The sequence below is a fragment of the Hydrogenophaga borbori genome (assembly GCF_003417535.1).
GTDB lineage: Bacteria > Pseudomonadota > Gammaproteobacteria > Burkholderiales > Burkholderiaceae_C > Hydrogenophaga > Hydrogenophaga borbori.
In genome coordinates this window covers 289,955-314,508 of the sequence record NZ_QVLS01000003.1, presented here as the reverse complement: position 1 = coordinate 314,508, position 24,554 = coordinate 289,955, and the positions used below count along the sequence as shown (strand labels likewise).

General features: G+C 70.8%; 26 protein-coding genes and 1 tRNA gene. 21 read left to right on the top strand and 6 right to left on the bottom strand.

What is annotated here, in order from left to right:
- The gene (locus DY262_RS07250) at positions 1-420 is read left to right on the top strand and encodes a group II truncated hemoglobin (protein ID WP_116958276.1); all 420 of its coding nucleotides are present in this window, start codon (positions 1-3) and stop codon (positions 418-420) included.
- 8 nt (positions 421-428) lie between these two features.
- On the opposite strand, the gene DY262_RS07245 is transcribed toward DY262_RS07250, so the two are convergent.
- From DY262_RS07245 to radC, 3 genes are all read right to left on the bottom strand, one after another.
- Complete coding sequence (locus DY262_RS07245; RefSeq protein ID WP_181936442.1) at positions 429-1,223, bottom strand: DUF3047 domain-containing protein; 795 nt, start codon at positions 1,221-1,223, stop codon at positions 429-431.
- Between the two features lie 85 nt (positions 1,224-1,308).
- Positions 1,309-1,953: a Smr/MutS family protein gene (locus DY262_RS07240; RefSeq protein ID WP_116958274.1), complete on the bottom strand. Its 645-nt coding sequence runs from the start codon at positions 1,951-1,953 to the stop codon at positions 1,309-1,311.
- A gap of 34 nt (positions 1,954-1,987) precedes the next feature.
- Positions 1,988-2,680 carry a RadC family protein gene (radC, locus tag DY262_RS07235; RefSeq protein ID WP_116958273.1) on the bottom strand — a complete coding sequence of 231 codons (693 nt, stop codon included), beginning with the start codon at positions 2,678-2,680 and terminating at the stop codon, positions 1,988-1,990.
- Between the two features lie 79 nt (positions 2,681-2,759).
- Here radC and DY262_RS07230 point away from each other — a divergent pair, with 79 nt between their 5' ends.
- The 4 genes from DY262_RS07230 to DY262_RS22135 all read left to right on the top strand — a co-directional run bounded on the left by DY262_RS07230 (position 2,760) and on the right by DY262_RS22135 (position 7,608).
- Positions 2,760-3,206: an FKBP-type peptidyl-prolyl cis-trans isomerase gene (locus DY262_RS07230; RefSeq protein WP_116958272.1), complete on the top strand. Its 447-nt coding sequence runs from the start codon at positions 2,760-2,762 to the stop codon at positions 3,204-3,206.
- Positions 3,206-4,159 (top strand): 4-hydroxy-3-methylbut-2-enyl diphosphate reductase, encoded by a 954-nt coding sequence (ispH, locus tag DY262_RS07225; protein ID WP_181936441.1) that lies wholly within the window; start codon positions 3,206-3,208, stop codon positions 4,157-4,159. Before DY262_RS07230 ends, ispH begins: the two co-directional genes overlap by 1 nt.
- A 22-nt stretch (positions 4,160-4,181) precedes the next feature.
- Entirely contained in the window at positions 4,182-5,528 is a 1,347-nt protein-coding gene (gene serS / locus DY262_RS07220) for a serine--tRNA ligase (RefSeq protein WP_116958270.1), read from the top strand.
- A 94-nt stretch (positions 5,529-5,622) separates the two neighbouring features.
- Positions 5,623-7,608 (top strand): methyl-accepting chemotaxis protein, encoded by a 1,986-nt coding sequence (locus tag DY262_RS22135; RefSeq protein ID WP_116958269.1) that lies wholly within the window; start codon positions 5,623-5,625, stop codon positions 7,606-7,608.
- Between the two features lie 34 nt (positions 7,609-7,642).
- Here DY262_RS22135 and DY262_RS07210 read toward each other — a convergent pair whose 3' ends face one another.
- Positions 7,643-8,089 carry a MarR family winged helix-turn-helix transcriptional regulator gene (locus DY262_RS07210; protein ID WP_116958268.1) on the bottom strand — a complete coding sequence of 149 codons (447 nt, stop codon included), beginning with the start codon at positions 8,087-8,089 and terminating at the stop codon, positions 7,643-7,645.
- 118 nt (positions 8,090-8,207) lie between these two features.
- Here DY262_RS07210 and DY262_RS07205 point away from each other — a divergent pair, with 118 nt between their 5' ends.
- The 6 genes from DY262_RS07205 to DY262_RS07180 all read left to right on the top strand — a co-directional run bounded on the left by DY262_RS07205 (position 8,208) and on the right by DY262_RS07180 (position 13,937).
- Positions 8,208-9,152 carry an amidohydrolase family protein gene (locus DY262_RS07205; protein WP_116958267.1) on the top strand — a complete coding sequence of 315 codons (945 nt, stop codon included), beginning with the start codon at positions 8,208-8,210 and terminating at the stop codon, positions 9,150-9,152.
- Positions 9,153-9,180: 28 nt separating this feature from the next.
- A complete protein-coding gene (locus DY262_RS07200) occupies positions 9,181-10,167 on the top strand; it encodes a tripartite tricarboxylate transporter substrate binding protein (RefSeq protein ID WP_116958266.1) in 987 nt (328 codons plus the stop codon).
- Between the two features lie 82 nt (positions 10,168-10,249).
- The gene (locus DY262_RS07195) at positions 10,250-11,236 is read left to right on the top strand and encodes an HlyD family secretion protein (protein ID WP_116958265.1); all 987 of its coding nucleotides are present in this window, start codon (positions 10,250-10,252) and stop codon (positions 11,234-11,236) included.
- Entirely contained in the window at positions 11,233-12,138 is a 906-nt protein-coding gene (locus DY262_RS07190; protein WP_116958264.1) for an ABC transporter ATP-binding protein, read from the top strand. The genes DY262_RS07195 and DY262_RS07190 overlap by 4 nt, the downstream gene beginning before the upstream one ends.
- A complete protein-coding gene (locus DY262_RS07185; protein WP_116958263.1) occupies positions 12,135-13,268 on the top strand; it encodes an ABC transporter permease in 1,134 nt (377 codons plus the stop codon). Before DY262_RS07190 ends, DY262_RS07185 begins: the two co-directional genes overlap by 4 nt.
- Positions 13,269-13,334: 66 nt before the next feature.
- Positions 13,335-13,937 carry a TetR/AcrR family transcriptional regulator gene (locus DY262_RS07180; protein WP_116958262.1) on the top strand — a complete coding sequence of 201 codons (603 nt, stop codon included), beginning with the start codon at positions 13,335-13,337 and terminating at the stop codon, positions 13,935-13,937.
- Here the strand turns inward: DY262_RS07180 and DY262_RS07175 are convergent.
- Positions 13,934-14,617 carry a TetR/AcrR family transcriptional regulator gene (locus tag DY262_RS07175; protein ID WP_181936440.1) on the bottom strand — a complete coding sequence of 228 codons (684 nt, stop codon included), beginning with the start codon at positions 14,615-14,617 and terminating at the stop codon, positions 13,934-13,936. The genes DY262_RS07180 and DY262_RS07175 overlap by 4 nt on opposite strands.
- A gap of 88 nt (positions 14,618-14,705) precedes the next feature.
- Between DY262_RS07175 and DY262_RS07170 the strand changes: the two genes are divergently transcribed.
- From DY262_RS07170 to DY262_RS07125, 10 genes are all read left to right on the top strand, one after another.
- Positions 14,706-15,527 carry a class II aldolase/adducin family protein gene (locus tag DY262_RS07170; protein ID WP_116958260.1) on the top strand — a complete coding sequence of 274 codons (822 nt, stop codon included), beginning with the start codon at positions 14,706-14,708 and terminating at the stop codon, positions 15,525-15,527.
- 33 nt (positions 15,528-15,560) lie between these two features.
- Entirely contained in the window at positions 15,561-16,535 is a 975-nt protein-coding gene (locus DY262_RS07165; RefSeq protein WP_116958259.1) for a TRAP transporter substrate-binding protein, read from the top strand.
- Positions 16,536-16,543: 8 nt separating this feature from the next.
- Positions 16,544-17,059 carry a TRAP transporter small permease gene (locus DY262_RS07160; protein WP_147326190.1) on the top strand — a complete coding sequence of 172 codons (516 nt, stop codon included), beginning with the start codon at positions 16,544-16,546 and terminating at the stop codon, positions 17,057-17,059.
- A complete protein-coding gene (locus DY262_RS07155) occupies positions 17,047-18,324 on the top strand; it encodes a TRAP transporter large permease (RefSeq protein WP_116958257.1) in 1,278 nt (425 codons plus the stop codon). The genes DY262_RS07160 and DY262_RS07155 overlap by 13 nt, the downstream gene beginning before the upstream one ends.
- Positions 18,325-18,335: 11 nt before the next feature.
- Positions 18,336-19,091, top strand: a complete 756-nt coding sequence (locus DY262_RS07150) for an SDR family NAD(P)-dependent oxidoreductase (RefSeq protein WP_116958256.1) — start codon at positions 18,336-18,338, stop codon at positions 19,089-19,091.
- Positions 19,084-19,884: an SDR family NAD(P)-dependent oxidoreductase gene (locus tag DY262_RS07145; RefSeq protein WP_116958255.1), complete on the top strand. Its 801-nt coding sequence runs from the start codon at positions 19,084-19,086 to the stop codon at positions 19,882-19,884. The genes DY262_RS07150 and DY262_RS07145 overlap by 8 nt, the downstream gene beginning before the upstream one ends.
- 10 nt (positions 19,885-19,894) lie before the next feature.
- Positions 19,895-21,427, top strand: a complete 1,533-nt coding sequence (locus DY262_RS07140) for a class I adenylate-forming enzyme family protein (RefSeq protein ID WP_116958254.1) — start codon at positions 19,895-19,897, stop codon at positions 21,425-21,427.
- Between the two features lie 117 nt (positions 21,428-21,544).
- Entirely contained in the window at positions 21,545-22,693 is a 1,149-nt protein-coding gene (locus tag DY262_RS07135; RefSeq protein ID WP_147326189.1) for a helix-turn-helix transcriptional regulator, read from the top strand.
- Between the two features lie 124 nt (positions 22,694-22,817).
- Entirely contained in the window at positions 22,818-23,582 is a 765-nt protein-coding gene (locus tag DY262_RS07130; RefSeq protein ID WP_116958252.1) for a hypothetical protein, read from the top strand.
- 7 nt (positions 23,583-23,589) lie between these two features.
- Entirely contained in the window at positions 23,590-24,132 is a 543-nt protein-coding gene (locus DY262_RS07125) for a hypothetical protein (RefSeq protein ID WP_116958251.1), read from the top strand.
- Between the two features lie 249 nt (positions 24,133-24,381).
- Here DY262_RS07125 and DY262_RS07120 read toward each other — a convergent pair.
- Positions 24,382-24,473: transfer RNA gene (locus tag DY262_RS07120), tRNA-Ser, on the bottom strand.
- Positions 24,474-24,554: the final 81 nt, after the last annotated feature.

Genomic DNA, 24,554 nt, shown 5'->3' with positions numbered 1-24,554 from the left:
ATGAGCGATCCACTCCTGCCACCCGAAGAGCCGGCGACGTTCGCCACGCCGTTTGAGTGGATCGGCGGCGAGGCGCGCGTGCGCGCCCTGGTCGACCGCTTCTACGACCTGATGGACCTGGAGCCCGGCTACCGCGCGCTGCGCGCCGCGCACGGCAGCACGCTGGACAGCGCGCGCGACAAGCTGTTCTGGTTCCTGTGCGGCTGGCTCGGCGGGCCGGACCACTACGTCTCGCGCTTTGGCCACCCGCGCCTGCGCATGCGCCACCTGCCGTTCGCCATCGGCATCCTGGAGCGCGACCAGTGGCTGGCCTGCATGGACCAGGCCATGGGCGAGACCGGGGTCGACCCCGAGCTGCGCGAGCGCCTGAAACGCAGCTTCTTCCAGACCGCCGACTGGATGCGCAACAGCCCGGGCTGAGACCGGCCTCAGCGCGTGATGAGCGCGGATTCGCGCAGCACCAGCGGGCCGTACCAGGCCTCGGCCGTGGTGGCCAGGTTGTTGGCGTCGGTCATCAGGCCCAGGGCCGTGAGCGGGCCCGGTGGGCGTTCGAAGGCCGCCAGGTAGTCGGCCCGCACGTCGCGCTCGTGTTCCACCCAGCGCCCCAGCTGCTGCGGCCCCTGCTGCACCACCAGTTTGCGGATGCGCCGCGTGTGCGGGTTCTCGATCACGGTGCCCACGGGGTAGCGGTTGTCCCACACATACATGAGCGTGGCGTAGGGCAGGGGCTCGCCGGTCATCAGCTGCGCCAGCTCCGAAAGCATGTGGTCGCGCCGGCTCCAGGTCTGGCGGTCGCCGTCGAAGCTGAGCATCACGCGGGCGACGGCGTCGTCGGCCTGCGGGTCTTTCATGTCGGCCTGCTCCAGCAGCGCGTCGGCCCACCAGGAGAACCGCAGCCGCGCGCCCGGTGGCAAGTCCGCCGCCTTCAGGGGCAGGCGCATGAGGCTGTTGCCCGCGGCGCTGCGCGCGTGCAGGGCCGGGCGGCCGCCGTGCTCGGTGGCGCGGTAGTCGGTGGGGCGGCGGTTGCCGTAGCGGCGGTGTGTCCAGGGGCCGGCGGGCGCCAGGCCGTCGACCGCACAGGCGCGGGCCCAGGCCGATCCGTCGACGCTCCCGTCGTCGGGTCCGGGCGAGGGCCCTGGCGCGGCGCAGCCCGCGAGGGCGGCGCCGGTGGCCAGCAGCCAGTGGCGGCGATCGGGGCGCATGGGGTGGGCGGAGGCCGGCATGGCGCGGATCATGCCTTGCGCGGGCGACAGCGGCCCGGCCCGGGCCGGCCGACGGCGCCACGCGGGCCGGCGGGCGTGCAGGGCGTCACGCCGGGCGCAGCAGCACCACCAGGGCACCCGCGCCGCCGTCGGCCGGGCGGGCCTGCACGAAGGCCAGCACTTCCTTCTTCTGGACCAGCCAGCGCAGCACCCGGCCCTTGAGCACCGGCGCGCGGCCCGGCGAGCCCAGGCCCTTGCCGTGCACCACGCGCACGCAGCGCAGGCCCTGCTGGTGGCTCTCGCGCACGAAGCGGCCCAGGGCTTCGCGCGCCTCGTCGGTGCGCAGGCCGTGCAGGTCGATCTCGCGCTGGATCGCCCAGCGGCCCTCGCGCAGCTTGCGCGCCACGTCCAACCCCAGGCCGGGGCGGCGGTAGCTCAGCAGCTCGTCGGTGTGCAGCAGGGTCTCGACGTCGAACTCGTCGGACAGGGCCTCGCGCATCACGGCGGCTTCGTCGCGCTCGCGCTGCAGGGGCCGGGGCTCGGGCGGGCGGCGGGCGGGCTCGGCCCGGCCGTGCGCGGGCAGGCGCTCCACGGGGCCCACGGCGAGTTCGAACAGGCGGCGCTCGCGCTCGCGCCGTGCGGCGGCCAGGCGCTCGGCTTCGCGCTCGGCGGCCTCGCGCGCGCGGCGCTCGGCCAGCGCGTGGCGGATGGACTGGAGCTCGCTGAGGGCGTTCACCTTCATGGCCCGCATTGTCGGGCCGGGCCGCGGGCGCGTGGCGCGGGGCTCAGAGAAGCCCGAGCTGGGCCAGGGAGGCGACGCGCTCGCGCGTGACCACGATGTGGTCGAGCACCCGCACGCCCACCAGGGCCAGCGCGTCGCACAGGCTGCGGGTGAGCGCCACGTCGGCCGCCGAGGGCTCGGCCACGCCGCTGGGGTGGTTGTGGGCCAGCACCACGGCGGCGGCCTGGTGGTGCAGGGCGCGCAGCACCACCTCGCGCGGGAACACGCTGGCCTGGTTGAGCGTGCCGCGAAACAGCTCCTCGAAGGCGATCAGGCGGTGCTGGCTGTCGAGCAGCAGCACGGCGAAGACCTCGTGCGGGCGGTCGCCGAGCTGCAGGCGCAGGAAATCGCCGGCCGCCGCCGGGTCGTTGAGCAGCTCGCGGGTCTTCAGCGGCTGGGCCAGGGCGCGGCGGGCGATCTCCATCACGGCGGCGATGAGCGCGCGCTTGGACGGCCCCAGGCCCTTGACGCGGCCGAGTGCCGCGGCGTCGGTGGCCACCAGGCCCGCGATGCCGCCGCAGGTGTCCAGCAGCTCCTGGGCGAGCTGCAGCACGTGCTTGCCGGCCAGGCCGGTGCGCAGCAGCACGGCCAGCAGTTCGGTGTCGCTGAGGGCGTTCGCGCCGCGCGCGAGCAGTTTCTCGCGCGGTCGCGCGTCGCTGGGCAGGCCCTTGAGCCCGACCCCCGGATGGACTTGCATGCCTTGGCTCCCTGGGTGGCCGGCGCTTTTTACAATACGCGTTTCACCCCATCCCCCCGGGTGCATCGCCACCCCCGCCATGTCCCACGTCCAGCCCGGCTCCTTCCTGACCCTGCACTACCGCATGAGCGATGCGGGCGGTCAGGTCATCATCGATACCTTCAACGGCCAGCCCGCCACGCTCAGCCTGGGCCAGGGCGAGCTGTCGCCGGCCATCGAACAGCGCCTCATCGGCCTGGAAGAGGGCACGCGCACCGTCATCGAACTGGCGCCCGGCGAGGCCTTTGGCGAGCGCCAGCCCGAGATGCAGCAGTGGGTGGCGCGCAAGCTGCTCGACCAGCTGGGCGACCCGCTGGAGCGCTACGCCGTCGGCGATGTGGTGCAGTTCCCCACGCCCGACGGCACCGGCACCTACGCCGGGGCCGTGCGCGAGGTGCGCGAGGACGGCGCAGTGCTGTTCGATTTCAACCACCCGCTCGCCGGCCAGCCCGTGCGCTTCGAGGTGCAACTGATCGGGGTGCTGTGATGGCGCGTCTTGAAGACATCGTCCTTGCCGAGCCGCGGGGTTTTTGCGCCGGGGTCGACCGCGCGATCGAGATCGTCGAGCGCGCGCTGACCAAGTTCGGCGCGCCCATCTACGTGCGCCACGAGATCGTGCACAACACCTACGTCGTCAACGACCTCAAGTCCAAGGGCGCGATCTTCATCGAGGACCTGGCCGACGTGCCCCCTGGCGCCACCCTGGTGTTTTCGGCCCACGGCGTGAGCAAGGCGGTGCAGAACGAGGCCGCGCAGCGCGGCTTTCAGGTGTTCGATGCCACCTGCCCGCTGGTGACCAAGGTGCACGTGGAAGTGGCCAAGCTGCACCGCGAGGGCTACGAGTTCATCATGATCGGCCACAAGGGCCACCCCGAGGTGGAAGGCACCATGGGCCAGCTCGACAGCGGCATCCATCTGGTGGAAGACGTGGCCGACGTGGCGCGCGTCAACCCGGGGCGCGGCGACAAGCTCGCGGTGGTGACGCAGACCACGCTGTCGGTGGACGACGCGGCCGAGATCCTGGCCGCCGTGAAGGCGCGCTTCCCCCAGGTGCGCGAGCCCAAGCAGCAGGACATCTGCTACGCCACGCAGAACCGGCAGGACGCGGTGAAGCTGCTGAGCGCCCAGGTCGACGTGGTCATCGTGGTGGGCAGCCCCACCAGCTCCAACAGCAACCGCCTGCGCGAGGTCTCGCTCAAGCGCGGCACGCCGGCCCACATGGTGGACAGCGCCGACGAGTTGCGCCCCGAATGGTTCGAGGGCCGAGCGCGCGTGGGCCTCACGGCCGGCGCCTCGGCGCCCGAGATCCTGGTGCGCCAGGTGATCGACCGCATCAAGGCCTTCGGTGCCATTTCCGTGCGCTCCATGGACGGCCTGTCGGAGACCGTCAAGTTCCCGCTGCCCAAGGGCCTCAAGCTCGGCGACACCAGCGCCCCCTGATTCCTTCCACCCCCCTTTTTCCATGCTCGACATCGTTCAACTGCGCAAGGACCTGCCCGCCACCGTGGCCCGGCTCGAGACGCGCAAGCAGCCCCAGCCTTATCTCGACGTCGCGGCCTACCAGGCCCTCGAAGGCGAGCGCAAGACCCTGCAGACCCGCACCGAGGAGTTGCAGGCTCAGCGCAACAGCGTGTCCAAGCAGATCGGCATGCTCAAGGGCAAGGGCCAGCACGCCGAGGCCGATGCGGCCATGGCCCAGGTCGGCGCCATCAAGGCCGAGCTGGAGGCCGGTGCCGCCCGGCTGGACCTGATCCAGGCCGAGTTGCAGGCCCTGCTGATGGCCGTGCCCAACCTGCCGCACGAGAGCGTGCCGGTGGGCGGCGACGAGTCGGGCAACGTGGAGGTGCGCCGCTGGAGCCCTGGCGGCAAGGGGCCGCGCGCGTTCGACTTCCCGGTACGCGACCACGTCGACCTGGGCGCACCGCTGGGGCTGGACTTCGAGACCGGTGCCCTGCTCTCGGGCTCGCGCTTCAGCTTCCTGCGTGGCCCGATCGCGCGGCTGCACCGCGCGCTCGCCCAGTTCATGCTGGACGTGCAGACCCTGGAGCACGGCTACACCGAGTGCTACACGCCCTACATCGTCAACCGCGAGGCGCTGGAGGGCACGGGCCAGTTGCCCAAGTTCAAGGAAGACATGTTCTGGGTCTACCGGGGGAAGGGCCCCGGTGATGCCGGCGCGGGCGGTGGCGACGACGCCGCCACCGAGCAGTACCTCATCTCCACCTCGGAAATTTCTCTCACCAACACCGTGCGCGAGCGCGTGCTGGCCGAGTCGGAGCTGCCCATCAAGCTGACCGCGCACAGCCCCTGCTTCCGCTCGGAGGCCGGCAGCGCGGGCCGCGACACGCGCGGCATGATCCGCCAGCACCAGTTCGACAAGGTCGAGATGGTGCAGATCACCCACCCCGACCAGAGCTACGAGGCGCTGGAGCAGATGGTGGGCCACGCCGAGGCCATCCTGCAGAAGCTGGAACTGCCCTACCGCGTGGTCGCGCTGTGCACGGGCGACATGGGCTTCGCTGCGGCCAAGACCTACGACCTGGAGGTCTGGGTGCCGGCGCAGGACACCTACCGCGAGATCTCGAGCTGCTCCAACTGCGAGGCCTTCCAGGCGAGGCGCATGCAGGCGCGCTTCAAGAACGCGCAGGGCAAGAACGAACTGGTGCACACGCTCAACGGCTCTGGCCTGGCGGTGGGCCGCGCGCTGGTGGCGGTGCTGGAGAACCACCAGAACGCCGACGGCAGCATCAGCGTGCCGGTCGCGCTGCGGCCCTACCTCGGCGGGCTGGAGCGGCTGGCGGCGGAATAGGCGCCGCTTCGCCGCGCTGTTCCCGGCTTCACGGGGCGGCAGACGTGGGAGATTCCCTGGCGGTCATGTCGGCCGACGAAAGGAATCGCGCGTGTTGTCTTCCCAGTCCCCTTCCCCGGGCCCCTGGCTCGCCTCCCTGAGCCTGCGCACCAAGCTGCTGCTGATGGTGGTGGGCGTCGTGCTGGCCGGTTTCGCCGCCACGGTGGTATCGCTGACGCGCCAGGCGGGCCAGCTGCAGGAGAAGACGGCGCTCATGTTCGCCGAGGAACTGGCGACGCGCAACGCGGCGCAGATCGGCGCCGAGCTCAACGCCACCATGACGGCCGCGCGCACCCTGGCGCAGTCGCTGGCCGGCTTGAAGGCCAGCGGTCGCGCCGACCGCGCGCAGGCCGACGCCTTGCTCAAGAGCGTGCTGGAGGGATCGCCGCAGTTCCTGGGCGTCTGGACCGCGTGGGAGCCCGACGCCTTCGATGGCCGCGACGCGGAGTTCGCGGGCAAGCCCGGGCACGACGCCTCGGGTCGCTACATCCCGTACTGGAACCGCGGCAGCGGCGTGGCGTCGGTGGAGGTCCTGGTGGACTACGACAAGCCCGGCGCCGGCGACTACTACCAGTTGCCCAAGCGCAGCGGCCAGGAGACGCTGATCGAGCCGTACAAGTACACCGTGGCGGGCAAGGAGGTGCTGATCACCACCACGTCCGTGCCCATCGTGATGGGCGGTCGTCTGCTCGGCGTGGCGGGCATCGATGTGGCGCTCTCCAGCCTGCAGGACAAGGTGGGCGCGATCCGCGTCTACGACACCGGCTACGCCAGCCTGTTCTCCGCGGGCGGCCTGACCGTGGGCGACCGGGATCCCGACAACGTGGGGCGCGAGCTGACGGCGGCCGACGAGCGCGAGCCGCTGAACGCGTCCCTGCGCGACGGCCGGGTGGTGCGGGTCAGCCACGAAGACCCGCGCCTGGACACCGAGGTCACGCGCATCTACGTGCCGGTGCCGGTGGGCAAGGACCGCTCGCTCTGGGCCTTTGCCGCCACGGTGCCGCAGGACCGCATCCTGGCCGAGGTGAACGCCTTGCGCGTCACCGCCTGGACGTTGGGCGCCGTCTCGGTCGCGCTGGTCTCGCTGGGCCTGCTCTGGGCCCTGCAGCGGCTGGTGCTGCGCCCGCTCGGCGGTGAGCCGGCCGAGGCCGTGGCGGTCAGCGAGCGCGTGGCGCGCGGCGACCTGGGCCAGCCCGTGCCCGTGCGCCCGGGCGATCAGCACAGCCTGATGGCCCAGCTGGCGCGCATGCAGCGCGACCTCGCGGGCGTGGTGGCGCGCGTGCGCCAGGGTGCCGAGGCGGTGGCCACGGCCAGCTCGGAGATTTCGCAGGGCAATCAGGATCTCTCCGGCCGCACGGAAGGTCAGGCCAGCGCGCTGGAAGAGACGGCCGCCTCCATGGAGCAGCTGGGCACGGCGGTCGGTCAGAACGCGGGGCACGCGCGCGAGGCCGACCAGCTCGCGCGCTCGGCCAGCGAGCTGGCCGAGCAGGGTGGCGCGGCCGTGCAGCGGGTGGTGGACACCATGGGCGACATCAACGCCGGCTCGCGCAAGATCGCCGACATCATCGGCGTCATCGACGGCATCGCCTTCCAGACCAACATCCTGGCGCTCAACGCGGCCGTGGAAGCGGCGCGCGCGGGCGAGCAGGGCCGCGGCTTCGCCGTGGTGGCCAGCGAGGTGCGCCACCTGGCCACGCGCTCGGCCCAGGCCGCGCACGAAATCAAGGCCCTGATCGGCAGCAGCGTGGACAGCGTGGACCAGGGCACCGTGCTGGTGAACGAGGCCGGCCAGACCATGCGCGAGGTGATCGCTTCCATCCAGAAGGTGTCGCGGCTCATGTCCGACATCAGCACCGCCAGCGGCGAACAGAGCGCTGGCGTGGGCCAGGTGGGCGAGGCGGTGGTGCAGCTGGACCAGACCACGCAGCAGAACGCCGCGCTGGTGGAACAGATGGCCGCGGCCGCCAACAGCCTGCGCCAGCAGGCGGACGAACTGGTGTCGACCGTGTCGGTGTTCCGCCTGGGGGCCGGCGGGGCCTGAGCCCGCCCGGGCGCCGGCGCGCGCCCGCGGCTTCTTACTCTCCGACCTTGCCCAGCAGGCGGATCAGCTCCGCCACGTCGCTGTCCGACAGGCCGCTGCGCAGGTGGTTCTCGTGCTCGCGCACCACGCGCGCGGCGCGCGTCCAGAAGCGCCGCCCTTCGGGCGTGAGCTTGAGGTGCACGCTGCGGCGGTCGTGCTCGTGGCGGCAGCGCTCCACCAGGCCGCGCTCGGCCAGCTTGTCCACCAGCGGCACCATGGACGGGTTGGTCAGCCCCACCGCCTTGGCCAGCCGCCCCTGCGACAGCTCCGCATTGCAGCTCAGCAGCTCCAGCACGCCGTACATGGCGGTGGTGAGCTGCAGCTTGGCCAGCGCCTGGTCGATGCGCTTGAGCGAGCGGTTGTGCGCCCGGCGCAGGTGGTAGCCCAGGTAGGCGTCGAGGTTGCCCAGGGCGGGCGAGGGGGTGTCGGGGGGAGCGGCCATGCGGGGCGGCAGGATAGCACGCACCCCCTGATGATTTGATGTCTATTAGTTTGACATCGAACTATTCGACGTCTACCATTCGACTCCCGTCACGGACCACCAAGAGACAGGAGATCGCATGTTCGTCGTCGACAACCACATCCACCTGGGCCAGCCCGGCGTGCACGTGTCCGAGCACGTGTACAAGCAGCTGCGCAAGAACTGGAGCGAGCGGGGCTTCCGCTACCACAGCACCGAGGTGAAGTCCGAGCGGCGCGACGGCGAGATGCTGGTGCACGTGATGGACGAGGTCGGCATCGACGTGTGCTGCGTGCTCGCGGGCAACTGGAACCGCGTGCTCAAGCCCGAGCACCGCCCCTACGACGTGCCCAATGACTTCGTGGCCAAGCAGGTGGCGGCGTCCAACGGCCGCCTCATCGGCATCTGCAGCGCCGACCCCATCGTCGACCCCTGGGGCGCGGCCGACGAGCTGGAGCGCTGCGTGCGCGACCTCGACTTCCGCGGCATCAAGCTCTACCCCACCTATGCGCACTTCGATCCGCGCGACAAGGCCTGCGACCCGCTGTACGAAGCGGCCACGGCGCTGGGCGTGCCGGTGCATTTCCACATGGGCTTCACGCCCGTGTGCGGCGCCGACATGAAACTGCAGCAGCCCTGGCTGCTCGACGAGGTCGGCCAGCGCTTCCCCGACATGAAGGTGGTGATCTGCCACCTGGGCTACCCCTACGCGGCCGAGGCCATGGGCGTGGTCGCGCGCAACCCCAACTTCCACGCCGACCTCAGCGCGCTGGGCTTCTACCACCCGCGCACCGTCTACCAGCTGATCCACGACTTCGGCTGCGTGAACCCCTGGGAGCGGCTGCTGTACGGCTCGGAGAACCCCTTCATGTGGACCTTCCACAAGACCGTGCAGGGCATCAACGAACACGCCAAGGCGCTGGGCATGCCGGAGATTCCGGACCACGCCATTGAACTCATCATGGGCGGCAACGCCACCCGCCTGTACCGCATCGACCAGGCCAAGCAAGGCCGGGGCACGCGCGCCGACAAGGCCGCCGCCTGATTCCCAGCCCCTCACCGGAGACAAGCACATGAACTTCCATCGCCGCTCCCTGCTGGCCGCCGCCGCGGCCTCGACCCTGAGTGCCGTGGCCCCTCTGGCCCTGGCGCAGGCCAGCTACCCCGCGCGCCGCGTATCGCTGGTGGTGCCCTTTCCCGCGGGCGGTCCCGCCGACATGGTGGCGCGCGTCATGCAGCCCCTGGTGCAGAAAGCGCTGGGCGAGGTGGTGATCGTGGAGAACTTCGCCGGCGTGGGCGGCGCGCTCGGCGTGGGCAAGGTGCTGTCGGCGCCGCCCGACGGCCATTCGGTGCTGCTGGCCACGGTGGCCGAGCCCATCCTGCCGCCCCTGACCATGCCCAACGTGCGCCACAAGCCCGAGGACCTGGTCCTGGTGTCGCAGCTGTCGTACACCAACATCGCGCTGGTGGTGCGGCCCAGCCTGAACATCCGCTCGGTGCAACAGCTGCTGGAGCACATGAAGAACCCGTCGGCCAAGGCGCTGAGCTACGCCACGCCGGGCAGCGGCACGCTCTACCACCTCATGGGCGAGCACTTCAAGTCGCTCACGGGCGGGCAGCTGCTGCACGTGCCCTACAAGGGGCTGGCGCCCGCGCTCAACGACCTGCTCGGCGGACAGGTCGACATCGCCTTCCTGCCCATGGCCGGCAGCACGGCCAAGCTGATCGAGCAGGGCTCGCTGCGCCTGATCGCCAACGCCGCGGCCGAGCCGGTGGCCGGCGTGCCGCGCCTGGGCGACGTGGATGGCCTCAAGGACTTCGTCTACACCGTGTGGACCGGTGTCTTCCTGCCGCGCCAGGTGCCGGCCGAGGTGGTGGCGACGCTGCACCGCGCGGTCGACACCGCCCTGCAGGGGCCCGAATTCGAGAACTACACGCGCGAGGCGGGCGGTGTCGCGCTCAAGCGCGCCATGCCCCTGGCCCAGGCGCAGAAGTTCTACAGCGCCGAGGCGCAGCGCCTCACGCGCATCTTCCAGGCGGTCAAGCTCAAGGTGGACTGAGGCGGTCGCCGGCGGCGCGCCGGCTTGATCCAGATCATGGCCAGCCGGCGACGCCGGCGGCCATTTCCTCTAAGCTGGCGCCATGTTCTGCCGTGTCAGCGCGTCCCCCGTCGCCCGCGGACTCTGCGCCGCCGCCGCGCTGGCGCTCGCGGCCTGTTCGCCCGAACCACCCGCCACCTGGTCCGGCTATGCGGTGGGGGATTTCGTCTACGTGGCCGCGCCGCTGGCGGGCACCCTCGAATCCCTCCAGGTGCGCGCCAGCGACACCGTGGCGCGCGGGGCGCCGCTGTTCGAGCTGGAATCGGCCAGCGAAGCCGCGGCCCGGGACGAGGCCGCCGCGCGGCTGCAGGCCGCCCAGGCGCAACAGGCCAATCTGGAGAAGGGGCGCCGCGCCGACGAGCAGGCGGTGATCCGGGCGCAGCTGGCGCAGGCCCAGGTGGCCCTCGCGCTGGCCCAGCGCGAGGTCGAGCGCCAGCAGCGCCTGCTGGCGCAGGGCTTCGTGTCGCTCGCCCAGGTCGACGACGCCAGCACGCGGCAGCGCGCGGCGGCCGCGCGGGTCGACGAGTTGTCGGCCGCGCTGCGGGTCGCCCAGCTGCCGGCGCGCGGCGACGAGCAGCAAGCCAGCCGCGCCAACGTGGCGGCGGCGGGCGGCGCCCTGCGCCTGCTCGAGCGCCAGCTGGAGAAGACGCGGCGGTTCGCGCCGGTGGCCGGTGTCGTGAACGATGTCTTCTTTCGCCCGGGCGAGTTCGTGCCGGCCGGCCAGCCGGTGCTGGCGCTGCTGCCGCCGGGGAACATCAAGCTGCGCTTCTTCGTGCCCGAGGCCGAGCTGTCCGGCATCCGCCTCGGCCAGTCCCTGGCGGCGCGCTGCGACGGCTGTGGCGCGCCGCTGCAGGTCCGTGTCTCGCACATCGCCGGGCAGGCCGAGTACACGCCGCCGGTGATCTATTCGAACGCGCAGCGCGCTCGGCTGGTGTTCATGGTCGAGGCCCGGCCCGAGCCCGCGGACGCGGCGCGCCTGCACCCGGGGCAGCCGGTCGACGTCGAGCGCCCTGTCGCGGGCACGCCATGAGCGCGCTGGCCATCGACGTCAGCGGCCTGACCAAGGCCTACGGCGGGCGCAAGGTGGTCGATGGCGTGCAGCTGCAGCTGGCCGCCGGGCGCATCTGCGGCTTCCTCGGCCCCAATGGCAGTGGCAAGACCACGACGATCCGCCTGCTGTGCGGCCTGCTGCGTCCGGACGCGGGCAGCGGCACCTGCCTGGGCCTGGACCTGCGCGAGCAGGCGGTGCGCATCAAGCGCCAGGTGGGGTACATGCCGCAGCGCTTCGGGCTGTACGAGGACCTGTCGATTCGCGAGAACCTGGACTTCGTCGCGCGCCTGTACGAACTGCCGCGGCGGCGCGAGGTGGTGGCGCGCACGCTGGAGCGGCTGGGACTGGCCGCGCGCCAGGGGCAGCTGGCCGGCGCCTTGTCCGGCGGCTGGAAGCAGCGCCTGTCGCTCGCCGCCTGCCTGATCCACGAGCCGCGCCTGCTGCTGCTCGACGAGCCGACGGCTGGCGTCGACCCCAAGGCGCGGCGCGAGTTCTGGGACCAGATCCACGACCTGGCGGACCAGGGCATCACGGTGCTCGTGTCCACGCACTACATGGACGAGGCCGAGCGCTGCCACGAACTGGTCTACATCGTCGACGGCCGCGTACTGGCGCGCGGCAGCGAGCGCCAGATTCTGGAGGCGGCCGGGCTGGTGGTGTGGTCGCTGAAGGGGGAGGGGGTGAGCACGCTCGCACCGTCGCTGCGCGCCTGGCCCGGCGTGCTCGGCGTGGCCGCGTTCGGCAATGCCTTGCACCTGAGCGCGCGCGACGCGGCACCGGTGGAGCCCCGCCTGCGGGCGCTCGAGCAGCAGGGCTTCGGGGTGCAGCGCATCGAGGCCAGCCTGGAGGACGTGTTCATCAACCTGATGGGGCGCGCATGAACGGCCTTTCCTGGGCGCGCACGCTGGCCGTGTTCGTCAAGGAGTTCCAGCAGATGCTGCGCGACCGCCTGACCTTCGCCATGGCGGTCGGCGTTCCGGTGCTGCAGCTGGTGCTGTTCGGCTACGCCATCAACACCGACCCCAAGGGCTTGCCCACCGCCCTGGTGAACGCCGACCGGGGCGCGCTGGCCCAACCCATCGTGAGCGCGATCGAGAACACGGGCTATTTCCGCATCACCCACCAGCCGGCCGGCGAGGCCGAGGCCGAGCGCCTGATCGCCCTGGGCGAGGTGCAATTCGTGGTGGCGATCCCGGCCGACTTCTCGCGCCGGCTCCTGCGCGGCGAGACGCCCGCGCTGCTGGTCTCGGTGGACGCCACCGACCCGTCGGCGGCGGCCAACGCCATCGCCGCGCTGTCGCAGCTGGTGCCGCGGGCGCTGGAGCACGACCTCGTGGGCCCCTTGCGCGGCCTGCAGGCGGCCGCGCCGCCGTTCGATCTGCGCGTGCACCGCCGCTACAACCCGGAGGGGCTGTCGCGCTACAACATCGTGCCGGGGCTGATCGGCACCATCCTGACCATGACCATGGTGATGCTCACCTCCCTGGCCATGACCCGCGAGCGCGAGCGCGGCACCATGGAGAGCCTGCTGGCCACGCCGGTGCGGCCGGCGGAGGTGATGCTGGGCAAGATCCTGCCCTACGTGGTGATCGGCTACCTGCAGCTCGGCGTGATCCTGGGCGCGGCCTTCGTGCTGTTCGAGGTGCCCATGGTGGGCAGCGTCTGGCTGCTGCTGGCCATGATCGGGGTGTTCATCGTGGCCAACCTCGGCGTGGGCTTCACCTTCTCGACCATCGCCCGCAACCAGCTGCAGGCGGTGCAGATGACCTTCTTCTTCTTCCTGCCCTCGATGCTGCTGTCGGGCTTCATGTTCCCGTTCCGGGGCATGCCGGCCTGGGCGCAGGCCATCGGCGAAGTCCTTCCGCTGACGCACTTCCTGCGCATCGTGCGCGGTATCCTGCTCAAGGGCAGCACGCTGGCGGACGTGTTGCCCGAGCTGTGGCCCATGCTGGCTTTCCTGCTGGTGGCGGCCGTGGTCGCGCTCGCGCGCTACCGGCAGACCCTCGACTGAGGGCCCACCGGCGGACCGGTCTCAAGGCGTGCCTCTCCCCAACCCATCCCACCGACGATTGCCTCTATGTCCAGCACCAAACCGGCCCGATCGCCCCGATCCGACAACCGACTGCCGGAGCTGCTGGATGCCGCGGCGCGCCTCTTTGCCCGCCACGGGTACGCCGCGACGTCCATGCGGGACATCGCCGTCGAAATCAAGATGCTGCCGGGCTCGCTCTACTACCACTTCCCTTCGAAGGAAGATTTGCTGCTTGCGGTGTACCAGGCCGGCGTGATCGAACTGGAAAAGGCGGCCACCGAAGCCGTGGCCAAGGAGACCGATCCCTGGGACCGCCTGGAGGCGATGTGCAAGGCGCACCTGGAGACCGTCTTGCGCGACAGCGACTACGCCCAGGTCCTGATCCGTGTGTTGCCCGATGACATCCCGCAGGCCGCGGACCGCTTGCGGGAGCTGCGGGACAGCTACGAGCAGTTCTTTCGCCAGGTCGTGGCGCAGCTGCCCTTGCCGGCCGGGACCGACAGGCGCGCCCTGCGCCTGATGCTCATGGGCGCGCTCAACTGGGCGGCCCTGTGGTTCGACCCGGACGGCCGCGATTCACCGCGCGTGCTGGCGCGCAAGTTCGTGGGCCTGGTGAGGGAGGCGCAAGGCAGCCGGGCTGCCGCCTAGGAGGAGCGGGTGCCCGCGCGTGCGGCGGGCGCCTTCGTGTCCTGGCCCTTCTTCGGTGGTTTCGCCGGTTTCTTGGCCCGGACCGCGTCGAGCTTGACGTTCTCGCTCAACACGCCGTGCATGGCGAGGTCGAGGTACTCGCGCACGAACTTCGGCGTCAGCGTCTGGTGGCCCACGAGCAGGCGGTAGTACAGCGGCGCATAGAGCACGTCCAGAATGACCTCCGGGTCGGCGTTGCGCACGGTGCCATCGGCGATGCTGGACTTGACGATGCGAACGCCTTCCTCGCGCCGGGCCCGGATGTAGCCTTCGCGAAACGCCTCGGCCAGCGCCGGGTCGGACTGCCCCTCCGCGATCAGCGCCGCCATCATGCGCCCCAGGGGGCCTCGGAACTGCTCGCTCATGTTGAGCAGACGGTCGATCACCACGTCCAGCGACAGCCGATCGGGGTAGGGGATCGACACCAGCGACTCGCGCCGGAAGGCCGACATGATGATCGCGGCGCGGTTGGGCCACCACTTGTAGATGGTGGCCTTGCTCACCTTCGATCGGGCCGCGATCGCGTCGACCGTCGTGGCCTGCAGGCCGTGCTCCGACAGCAGGGCATAGGCGGCATCCAGCACCGCCTCTTCGGCCTCCTTGCTGCGCGTGCGCCCGCGCGGTCTCTTGCTTTCGGCCACTGAATTGTCGGCAGGCGTTCGAGTAGACATGGTGTCGCGATGTTAATATACTGAACGTTCAGTTTATAAAAAGGAGACGTTCCCCATCATGCAGCAATCCGCCGAACAGGTCGCGCAGGCCGGTCAGACCAGCTTCCGCAGCTTCGAACTCGACGCGAACCGGCGGCCCGATCCCGTGGGCATCACCGCCGAAGAGTGGGCGGTGCGCGTGGACCTCGCCGCAGCCTACCGCCTGTGCGCGATGCACGGCTGGGACGACCTCATCTACACCCACATCTCGGCGCGTGTGCCGGGCACGTCGGGGCACTTCCTCGTCAACCCGCTGGGGCTGGCCTTCGACGAGATCACGGCCTCCTCGCTGGTGAAGATCGACTACGACGGCAACGTCATCGGCGACACGCCCTATCGCCCCAACGCCGCCGGCTTCGTCATCCATGGGGGTGTCCACCAGGCCCGCGAAGACATGGGCAGCGTCATGCACCTGCACACCATCCACGGCATGGCCCTGTCCATGCTGCCCGAGGGCCTGCAGCCGCTGAGCCAGCACGCGCTGCGCTTCTATGGGCGCATCGGCTACCACGACTACGAAGGCATCGCCCTGTCGACGGGTGAGCGCGAGCGCATCGTCGCGGCGCTGGGGCAGCACCGCGCGCTGGTGCTGCGCAACCACGGCACCCTGACCGTCGGCAAGACGGTGGGGGGTGCCTTCGTCGAGATGTACTACCTCGAGAAGGCGGCGCAGGCCCAGATCACGGCCCAGTCGACCGGCCAGCGCCTGCTGGTGCCCGAGCCGCAGGTGTGCGCGCTGACCGACCAGCAATGGCAGGAGGACTTCAGCAGCGATGCCAACCGCGAATGGCCGGCCCTGCTGCGCAAGCTGGACCGCCTCGACCCGTCCTACAAGAACTGATCCCGACTTCAACCGACAACCAGGAGACAAGACATGAGCACCTTCCGCACCCTCGCGGCGGCGATCGCCGTGGCCGGCGCCACGCTGGCCGGCGCCGCCGCCCACGCCCAGCAGATCGTCAAGATCGGCTACGCGGTGTCCCGCGACAGCCACTATGGCGCTGGCGCCGACGCGTTCTGCGACACGCTGGAGAAGGGGTCCGCGAACCGCTTCAAGTGCAGCCAGGCCCCCAACGCGACCCTGGGCAACGAGCGCGAGATGGTCGAGTCCGCGCAGATCGGGTCGCTCGACGTCGCCTTTGTGTCGAGCGGCACGGTGGGCAACTTCGTGCCCGACATCCGTGTGCTGGACGTGCCCTTCCTGTTCCGCGACACCGAACACGCCCGCGCCGTTCTCGATGGCGCGGTGGGCCAGAAGCTGCTCGCCGCCTTCCCGTCCAAGGGCCTGATCGCCATGGCCTGGGGCGAGAACGGCTTTCGCCACCTGACGACCTCGCGGCGCGAGATCCGCGCGCCGGGCGACCTGGCCAACATCAAGCTGCGCACCATGGAAAACCGCGTGCACGTGGAGAGCTTCCGCGCCCTGGGCGCGCTGCCCACGCCGATGGCTTGGCCGGAGGTCTACACCGCGCTCCAGCAGGGCACCATCGACGGGCAGGAGAACCCCCTGTCGATCCTGGTGACGGCCAAGCTGTGGCAGGTGCAAAAGCACCTGGCGCTCACCTCGCACGTGTATTCGCCGACGCTGCTCATCGCCAGTCCGGCGCTGTGGGCCAAGCTCAACGCCGCCGACCGCCAGCTGTTTCTCAACGCCGCCAAGGCCGGCGCGGCGGCGCAGCGTGAGCGCGTGACGCGCGAGGCACAGACCGCCGTGGCCTTGCTGGAGAAAGAGGGCATGAGCATCACGCGCCCGGACACGGCCGATTTCCGCAAGGCGCTGGCGCCGACCTTCAAGAAGTTCGAGGCCCAGTTCGGCCCCGACATCGCGGCCATCCAGCGCGTGCAGTGAGCCTGAACGTGCGCCGCGCATACCTGGGGTTTGCCAATGGGTGCGAGCGCCTGTGCGCGCTCGCGCTCACCGCGTTGATGGGTGCGATGGCCCTGCTGGGCTTCTTCCAGGTGGCCACGCGCTTCGTGCTGCATGAGCCTTCGCCCTGGTCGGAAGAGTTCCTGCGGCGGGCCATGATCTGGCTGGTGGCCATCGGGCTGTCCATCGGCTTTCGCTACGGCTCGCACATCTGCGTCGACGTCATCAACCGCGTGCGGGCGGCCTGGCTGCGGGCCTTCGTGCGCGCGAGCGTGTTCCTGCTCTCGCTGGTGTTCCTGGTGACGGTGGCCTGGATCGGCGCCGACATGGCCTGGCGGGTGCGCTTCCAGAGCTTCGCCAGCGTGGAGCTGTCCATGACCTGGGCCTACGCGGCCATTCCGGTGGGCGCGGCCTTCGCCGCCATCGCCCTGGTGGCCCAGTTCATCGCCCCGTCGCAAGACGCGCCAGGCCAGCGGGAGTTTGGAGGCTTGGCATGCCAGGAATGATGTTCGGCACGATGCTGCTGTGCTTCGCGCTCAGCGTCAGCGTGGCCGTGTCGATCGGCCTGGCCAGCCTGGGCGGCGTGCTGATGTCGGGCAGCCTGCCGCTGGTGGTGGTGCCCAAGGAGATGTTCTCCAGCCTCGACAAGTTTCCGCTGCTGGCGGTGCCCTTCTTCGTCCTTGCCGGCAAGCTGATGGAAGAGGGCGGCATCTCGCAGCGCCTGGTGGAGTTCGCCCGTTCGCTGGTGGGCGGCATGCAGGGTGGCCTGGCGCTGAGCTGCGTGCTCACCTGCCTGATCTTCGCGGCGGTGTCGGGCTCGTCCGTGGCCACCACCTTCGCCGTCGGCTCCATCCTCATCCCGGCCCTGGTGCGCATGGGCTATCCCACGAACTGGGCGGCGTCGCTGCAGGCCACCTCGGCGGAGCTGGGGGTGATCGTGCCGCCGTCGGTGCCCATGATCCTGTACGGCGTCGCGGCCGAGGTCTCGATCGGCGAGATGTTCGTCGCCGGCATCGGCCCGGGCGTGCTCATCGCGGGGGCGCTGATGCTCTACGTGCTCATCTGGGCGCGCGTGACGGGCATGGGCAAGCGCGATGGCGAGGGCCGGCTGGCCCTCTGGGTGGCGGGGCGCAACGCCTTCTGGGCGCTGATGATGCCGGTGATCATCCTGGGCGGCATCTACGGCGGCATCTTCACGCCCACCGAGGCCTCGGCGGTGGCCGTGGTCTACGCGGTGTTCGTGGGCCTGTTCGTCTACAAGGGGCTGAGCTGGCGCGCGCTGCCACGCGTGCTGCGCCAGTCGGCGGTCACCACCTCGGTGATCATGTTCATCATCATGAACGCGGGCCTGTTCTCCTACCTGGTGAACTACGCCGGCATCCCGGAGACCCTGGGCCACTACCTGCAGGAAACGCTCAAGACGCCGATGAACTTCCTGCTGGGCGTCAACCTCGCGCTGTTCCTGATCGGCATGTTCGTCGAGACCGGGGCGGCCATCATCGTGCTGGCGCCGATCCTGGCCCCGGTGGCGGTTTTCTTTGGCATCGACCCGGTGCACTTCGGGCTGATCGTCATCGTGAACCTGGCCCTGGGCATGATCACACCGCCGGTGGGGGTGAACCTGTTCGCCGCCTGCGCGGTGGCGCGCATCCCCCTGGACCAGCTGGTCAAGCCGCTGCTGCCGTTCGTGGGCGTGGTCATCCTCTGCCTGGTGCTGATCTCGGCGGTGCCGGAGATCTCGCTCACGCTGCGCGACGCGGTGTTTCGATAGGGGGCGGCACGATGAACCCGAAAGAAGGCATCGACGCGCTGGGCGTCGACCTGAGAGGGCGGCACGCCCTGATCCTGGGCGTGGGCGGCATCGGCTGGGCCCTCGCGCGCATCTGCGCGGCCCTCGGCGCGCGCCTGACCCTGGTCGACCGGCAGCTGCCCGCCGAGGACCTGCGAAACACCCTGTGCGCGGCGGCCTCGCACCGGTGGCTGGCGATGGACCTGTCCGAGGCCTCGGCGCAGGACCGCCTGCTGGCGCAGTGCGGCGACGTCGATGCGCTGGCCATCACCAGCGCGGTGTGCCCGGACGAGTCCGGGCTCGACCCCGCGTCCGCCGCTTGGGACGAGAGCTTCGAGGCCGTGTTCCGCATCAACGTGGCGGCGCCGCTGCGGCTGAGCCTGCGCATGCTCGAGGCCATGGCCGCGCGCGGCCAGGGGCGCATCGTGCTGGTGGGGTCCATGGCGGCGCGCAATGGCGGCTTGCTGGCCGGTGGCCAGTACGCGGCGAGCAAGGGCGCCCTGCACACCGCGGCGCGCTGGCTGGCGCAGCGCGCCGCGCCGCGCGGCGTGAGCGTCAACGCCGTCGCGCCCGGGGTCACGCTGACCCCCATGATCGAGGGCCGCTCGTACAACGCCTCGCGCATCCCGCTGGGGCGGGCCGCGGAGCCAGTGGAGGTGGCGCGGATCATCGCGTTTCTGATGAGCCCGGCGGCCAGCTACGTGCAAGGCCAGGTCATCGACGTCAACGGAGGGGCCTGGATTGGCTGAGACACACGCATTCGAGGGGCGCTGGTCTCTCATCACCGGCGGTGCCAGCGGCATCGGCCTGGCCTGCGCGCAGGCGCTGGCGCAAGAAGGCAGTGCCCTGGTGCTGCTGGACGTGGACGCGGCCGGCCTGGCGGCGGCGCGCTCGCGCCTGTCCTCGCTGGGCGTGGCGGTCGAGACGCGCGAGGTCGATGTGTCCGATGCGGCTGCGCTGGAGGGCATCGCCGCCGATCTCGACGCGCGTGGCGTGCGGGTCGAGCACATGGTGCTGGCCGCTGGCGTGCTGCAGCCCATGCATGGCATCGACACGCTGGACCTGGCCGTGCACGACCGGGTCTGGCGCATCAACTACCACGGCAGCTACCACTGCTGCCGCCTGTGGGGCGAGCGCATGCGGGTGGTCGGGCGCGGCGCCATCGTCACCGTGTCCTCGGTCACCGCGCAGCGCGCCACGCCGCTGCTGGCCTACGGTCCCGCCAAGGCGGCGCTGGAGAACCTGACGGCCTCCCTGTCCGTGGCCTACGCGCCGCACGGTGTGCGCATCAATGCCGTGGCGCCCGGCTTCACGCTGACGCAGGCGTTGCAGGACAAGATCGATGCCGGCCTGCGCGACGCGGATGCCATCCTGTCGCAGGTGCCCATGGGCCGCTTCGCGACTCCCCAGGAGATCGCCGCCAGCGTGCGCTTCCTGCTGTCCGACCAGGCCGCCGCGGTCACGGGCACCACCCTGGTGGTGGACTGCGGCTGGCTGGCGGGCTCCGGCTGGCAGACTTACCAGCCGATGCCGCGGCGCTGAAAGGGTCCCCATGCATTTCAATCACGGTGTTTTCGGCCTGTTGTGGCGCACCGCCACGCAGCGGCCCCAGGCCCCGGCCGTGGCCCTGGGCGAACGGGTCGTGGCGCGCTACGGCGATCTGCTCGAGCGCGCCCTGGACGTGTCGGCGGGGCTGGCCCGCCTGGGCTGCCGGCCCGGCGACCGGGTGGTGATCTTCATGAAGAACCAGCCCGAGTGGTTGGCCCTGATGTTCGGCTGCTGGGCGCGTGGCCTGGTGGTCGTGCCGGTCAACGTGAAGCTGCACGCGCGCGAACTGGCCTTCATCCTGGACGACTGCCAGGCGCGCGCGCTGTTCCACGACCCGGGCCACCAGGACGCGCTGGACGCGCTCGGCCTGGTGCCGCGCACGCCCGGGATCGCGGTCGGCGGCGCCGACTACCAGCGCCTGCTGGGCGCGCCCCCGATGGCGCCCGAACCGGTGGCCCCGGACGCCCTGGCCTGGCTGTTCTACACCAGCGGCACCACCGGACGGCCCAAGGGCGCCATGCTCAGCCACGCCAACCTGCTGGCGATGGCCTGCGCCTACGCCAACGACGTCGAGCCCGAAGGCATGGGCCGCGCCATCCTGCACGCGGCGCCCATGTCGCATGGCTCGGGCCTGTACATCCTGCCGCACGTGCTGCACGGCTCGCTGCACATCTGCCCCGAGTCGCGCGGCTTCGAGGTCGACGAGATCGATCGGCTGATGGCCGTGCACCGGGGCGTGTCGATGTTCGCCGCGCCGACCATGGTCACCCGGCTCACGCTGTCGGCGGTCACCGACCTGCCCGGCCTGCAGACGCTCGTCTATGGCGGCGGGCCGATGTACGTGGCCGACTGCGTGCAGGCCATGGATCGCTTCGGCGAACGCCTGGCGCAGATCTACGGCCAGGGCGAAACGCCCATGACCATCAGCTCGCTGACACGCTCGCAGCACGAGCGCGGCCACCCCCGGCTGCAGGCACGCCTGGCCTCCTGCGGCTACGCGCAGACCGGCGTGCAGATCCGCATCCTGGACGATCGCGGCGAGGCCCTGCCGGTCGGCGAGACGGGCGAGATCGTGGTGCGCGCGCCCACGGTCATGCTGGGCTACTGGAACCTGCCGGACGCGACCCGCAAAACCCTCCGGGATGGCTGGCTCTACACGGGCGACGTCGGCGCCTTCGACGCGGACGGCCTGCTGACGCTGAAGGACCGCAGCAAGGACGTGATCATCAGCGGCGGCACCAACATCTACCCGCGCGAGGTCGAGGAGGTGCTGCTGCGCCACCCCGCGGTCCGCGAGGTGTGTGTGCTCGGCATGCCGGACGCCGATTGGGGCGAATCGGTGGTGGCCGTCTACAGCTGCCGCGACGGCGAGGCCGCCACGGCGCAGGAGCTGGACCAGCTCTGCATCGAGCACATCGCGCGCTTCAAGCGGCCCAAGCGCTACCTGCAGGCCGCGGAGCTGCCCAAGAATGCCGCCGGCAAGATCCTCAAAGCGCAGTTGCGCGAGCAACTGGCGGCATCCGGCCAGGCCGACTGAGCGGTTCCACGGCGGCCGATGGTGCGCGCGCGCGAGATCGCGTTCCCTTGGCCACGCCGGTCGCCGCACGGGGAAGGCACCCGCTTGCGATGGGCCGATATCGGTTAAAACGCCGCCATGTCCCGACCCGATGTCCTCATGCACCGGGCCACCGAGGCCCTGTACGACGCTGTGATCGACCCAGCCGCCTGGGACGATGCCATGCGGGCGCTGCGCGCCCTGTTCCATTCGCGGGTGGAAGCCTTGTACTGCCTGGACCTGCGCGCGCGCGCCCTGCGGCCCGTTCGCGTCGAAGGCGTCGAGCGGGCACAGATCAAACGCTTCTCGGCCAGTTTCTACCTGCCCGACAACCCCTGTCTGAAAACGCCCGAGTTGCACCGGCCCGGCGTGGTCCGCACCGACGAACGCATGCTCGCTCACCTGGGAGACCCGCAGGCCCTGCGGCGCTCGACCTATTTCAACGAGTGGCTGCGGCCGCAGGACCTCGCGCACACCATGGGCATCACCCCGTGGGCAGAGGAGGGCTTGGTGCTCAACTTCAGCCTGCTGCGCGAGCCCGGTCGCGGCGCCTTCGGTGGTGCCGAGCAACGCCGCCTGGATCGGCTCGCGAGGCACATGGAACGCGCCATGCGCATGGTGGTGAAGCTCGACACGCTCACGCAGCGTTGCAGCGACAGCACGATGGCCCTCGATCGGGTGGAGCAGGGCATGGCCGTGCTCGACGCGCGAGGGGCCTTGCTGCAGGCCAACCAGGCGGCGCTGCGGCTGCTCGCGCGGGGCAAGGGCTTCTGCTTGCGCAGCGGCCGGCTCGCCGCTCGCGAGCCGCAAGACCAGGCGCGTGTCGATGCCCTGCTGAACGCCTGCACGGCCGGCAGCACCCGGGCCGAACCGCTCCAGCCGGCCGCGCTCGTGGTCCAGGGGCTGGTGCTGCAGATGACACCCCTGCGCAGCACGCGCAGCGTGTTCGTGTCGCCGCAGGCGGCCGTCCTCGTGAGCCTGTCGGAGCCGCTGGCGCTGCCGCTCGCGCAGGCGCGCGAGACGCTGTCCGCGCTGTTCGGCTTCACCAGGGCCGAAGCGCGGCTGGCGCTGTCGCTGATGGACGGGGGCGGACTGCGCGAAGCCGCGTCGCGCGCGCGCATGAGCTATGCCACCGCGCGCTGGTACCTGAAGATCCTGTTCCAGAAGACCGGGACCACGCGACAGAGCGAACTGATCGCGCTGCTGGTGCGGGTCACGCAGTCGGCCCGCCCGCTGCAGACGCACTGAGGTCGTGACCCCGCCCGCCAGCGCCGCGGGTCTCGCACCGTTCATTGGTGTACCTCTCATTTGGGGGGTGTGTCGCGTGCCCGCGCGACTTAGCATGCGCCCATCACATCCGAGGACAGTCGATATGCGTTACGCCGTTTCCCGGCGCGCCTCGGCCGGGCTGCTCGCCATGGCCGCCGCGTTGTGCCAGCCCGCCGTGGCCCAAGCCTCGTTCGACATCGTGGGCTTGCGCCCCGGCATGAGCGAAGCCGAAGCGATGGCAGCGCTCAGCGCACACCGGCCCGGCATGCGCGTGCAGAAGCGCCACATGGCCTACAGCTACAGCGACGGCGTGCAGCAGCTCAATACGCCGTCCTTTCTGTACGAGCTGTGGGTGAGCTTCGACGACGCGCAAGGCCGCGAGGATTTCCGGCTCTACTTCGCGCCGCCGCCCAGCGCCTCGCGCGTGCTCGGCGTGACGCGGCAACTGAGCCTGAAGGCACCACCCACGCAGGCCCAGCTCGGCGCCCAGCTGACGCAGCGTTACGGCGCGCCCACCACCAGCGGCAAGAGCAACGCCACCACCAACCTCGTTTGGGGGGAACCCGGCAAACCCATGTGCTGGCGCAGCACGCCCAACACCACGGTGATCGGGGTGGGCGAGGCATCCGACATCCTGAGCAGTCTCAAGCGCGGCCAGGACAAGGGCCATGTGCCGCGAGACCCGTCGACCTGCGGGCTGGCCGCAGCCGCCAGCATGGCTGGCGAGCCGGTGCGCAACCTCACGGTTCGGTTGGTGGACTACGGCGCCTGGGCCGGCACGCACCAGAAGGCCAAGGACTGGGTGGAGCAGCAACGGCAAGGGGCCGTGAAGGCGCGGTTGTCGCGCGGCGCGGCGCCCAAGCTCTGAGCACCCCATGGCACCGCGTTCGTGCTGGCTGGCCGCGCTGTGCTTCACGACCGCAGCGGCGACCTGGGCCCAGCCTGCGGGGCCGCGCCTGTTGTTCGGCGACATGGCCGGCCGCTTGCCCGTGGCCGAGCAGCAGGCCATCTTCCGCCTGCTCGACTACCGGCTCGCCCCGGGTGGCAAGGCCTTGATCGCGCCCGATTGCGGCGAGATCGCGCACGAGACCGAGGTGCTCGACCTCAACAGCGACGGTGTGCCCGAGGTGCTGGTGATCGCGGGCAATGCCTGCACCTCGGGTCATACCGGCTCGTCGGTGTTTCTGTTCGTGAAAGACGCGCAGGGCCGCTATGCGCAGCAACTGGGTTTTCCCGGCGCGAGCGTCACGCCGCTGCCCACACGAACCCAGGGCTGGCCGGACCTGCGCATCGGTACCGCGGGCTTCTGCGAGCCGGTGTGGGCGTGGAAGGGTTCGGCCTACGACCTGAAGTGCAGCGTGGAAACGCAGCGTCGGGGCTGTCAGGGGCGGGGGCCGGTGAAGCTGTGCCGGCGTTGAGGCCCTATCCAACGCCCCGCAAGTCGAGGCATCGGGTCCGCGGCACCCCATGCGACGTCGGCACCGCTGGCCTCCCCACCGGGATCGACCGAACCCCCGGTCGACAGACAGTCGGCCCGTGCCGGCCCGAGCGCGTTGCGACGGGTGCCAGGGGCGCCGGGAGAAACGCCCGGGGCCTGCGCCATTCAGCGCCATGCCTCGCGTTCAGCCAACAAAAAAGCCCCTGCACTGCAGGGGCCTGAGACTCGCTGGCGGAGAGAGAGGGATTCGAACCCTCGGTACAGGAGAACCTGTACGCCGGATTTCGAATCCGGTGCATTCGACCACTCTGCCATCTCTCCGTGTCGAAGCCCGCGATTCTAGCAGGCGGCGAAACCCCTCCCGGTTCTGCCGCAGCCGCTGTTTCGCCGTGCACAATCGCG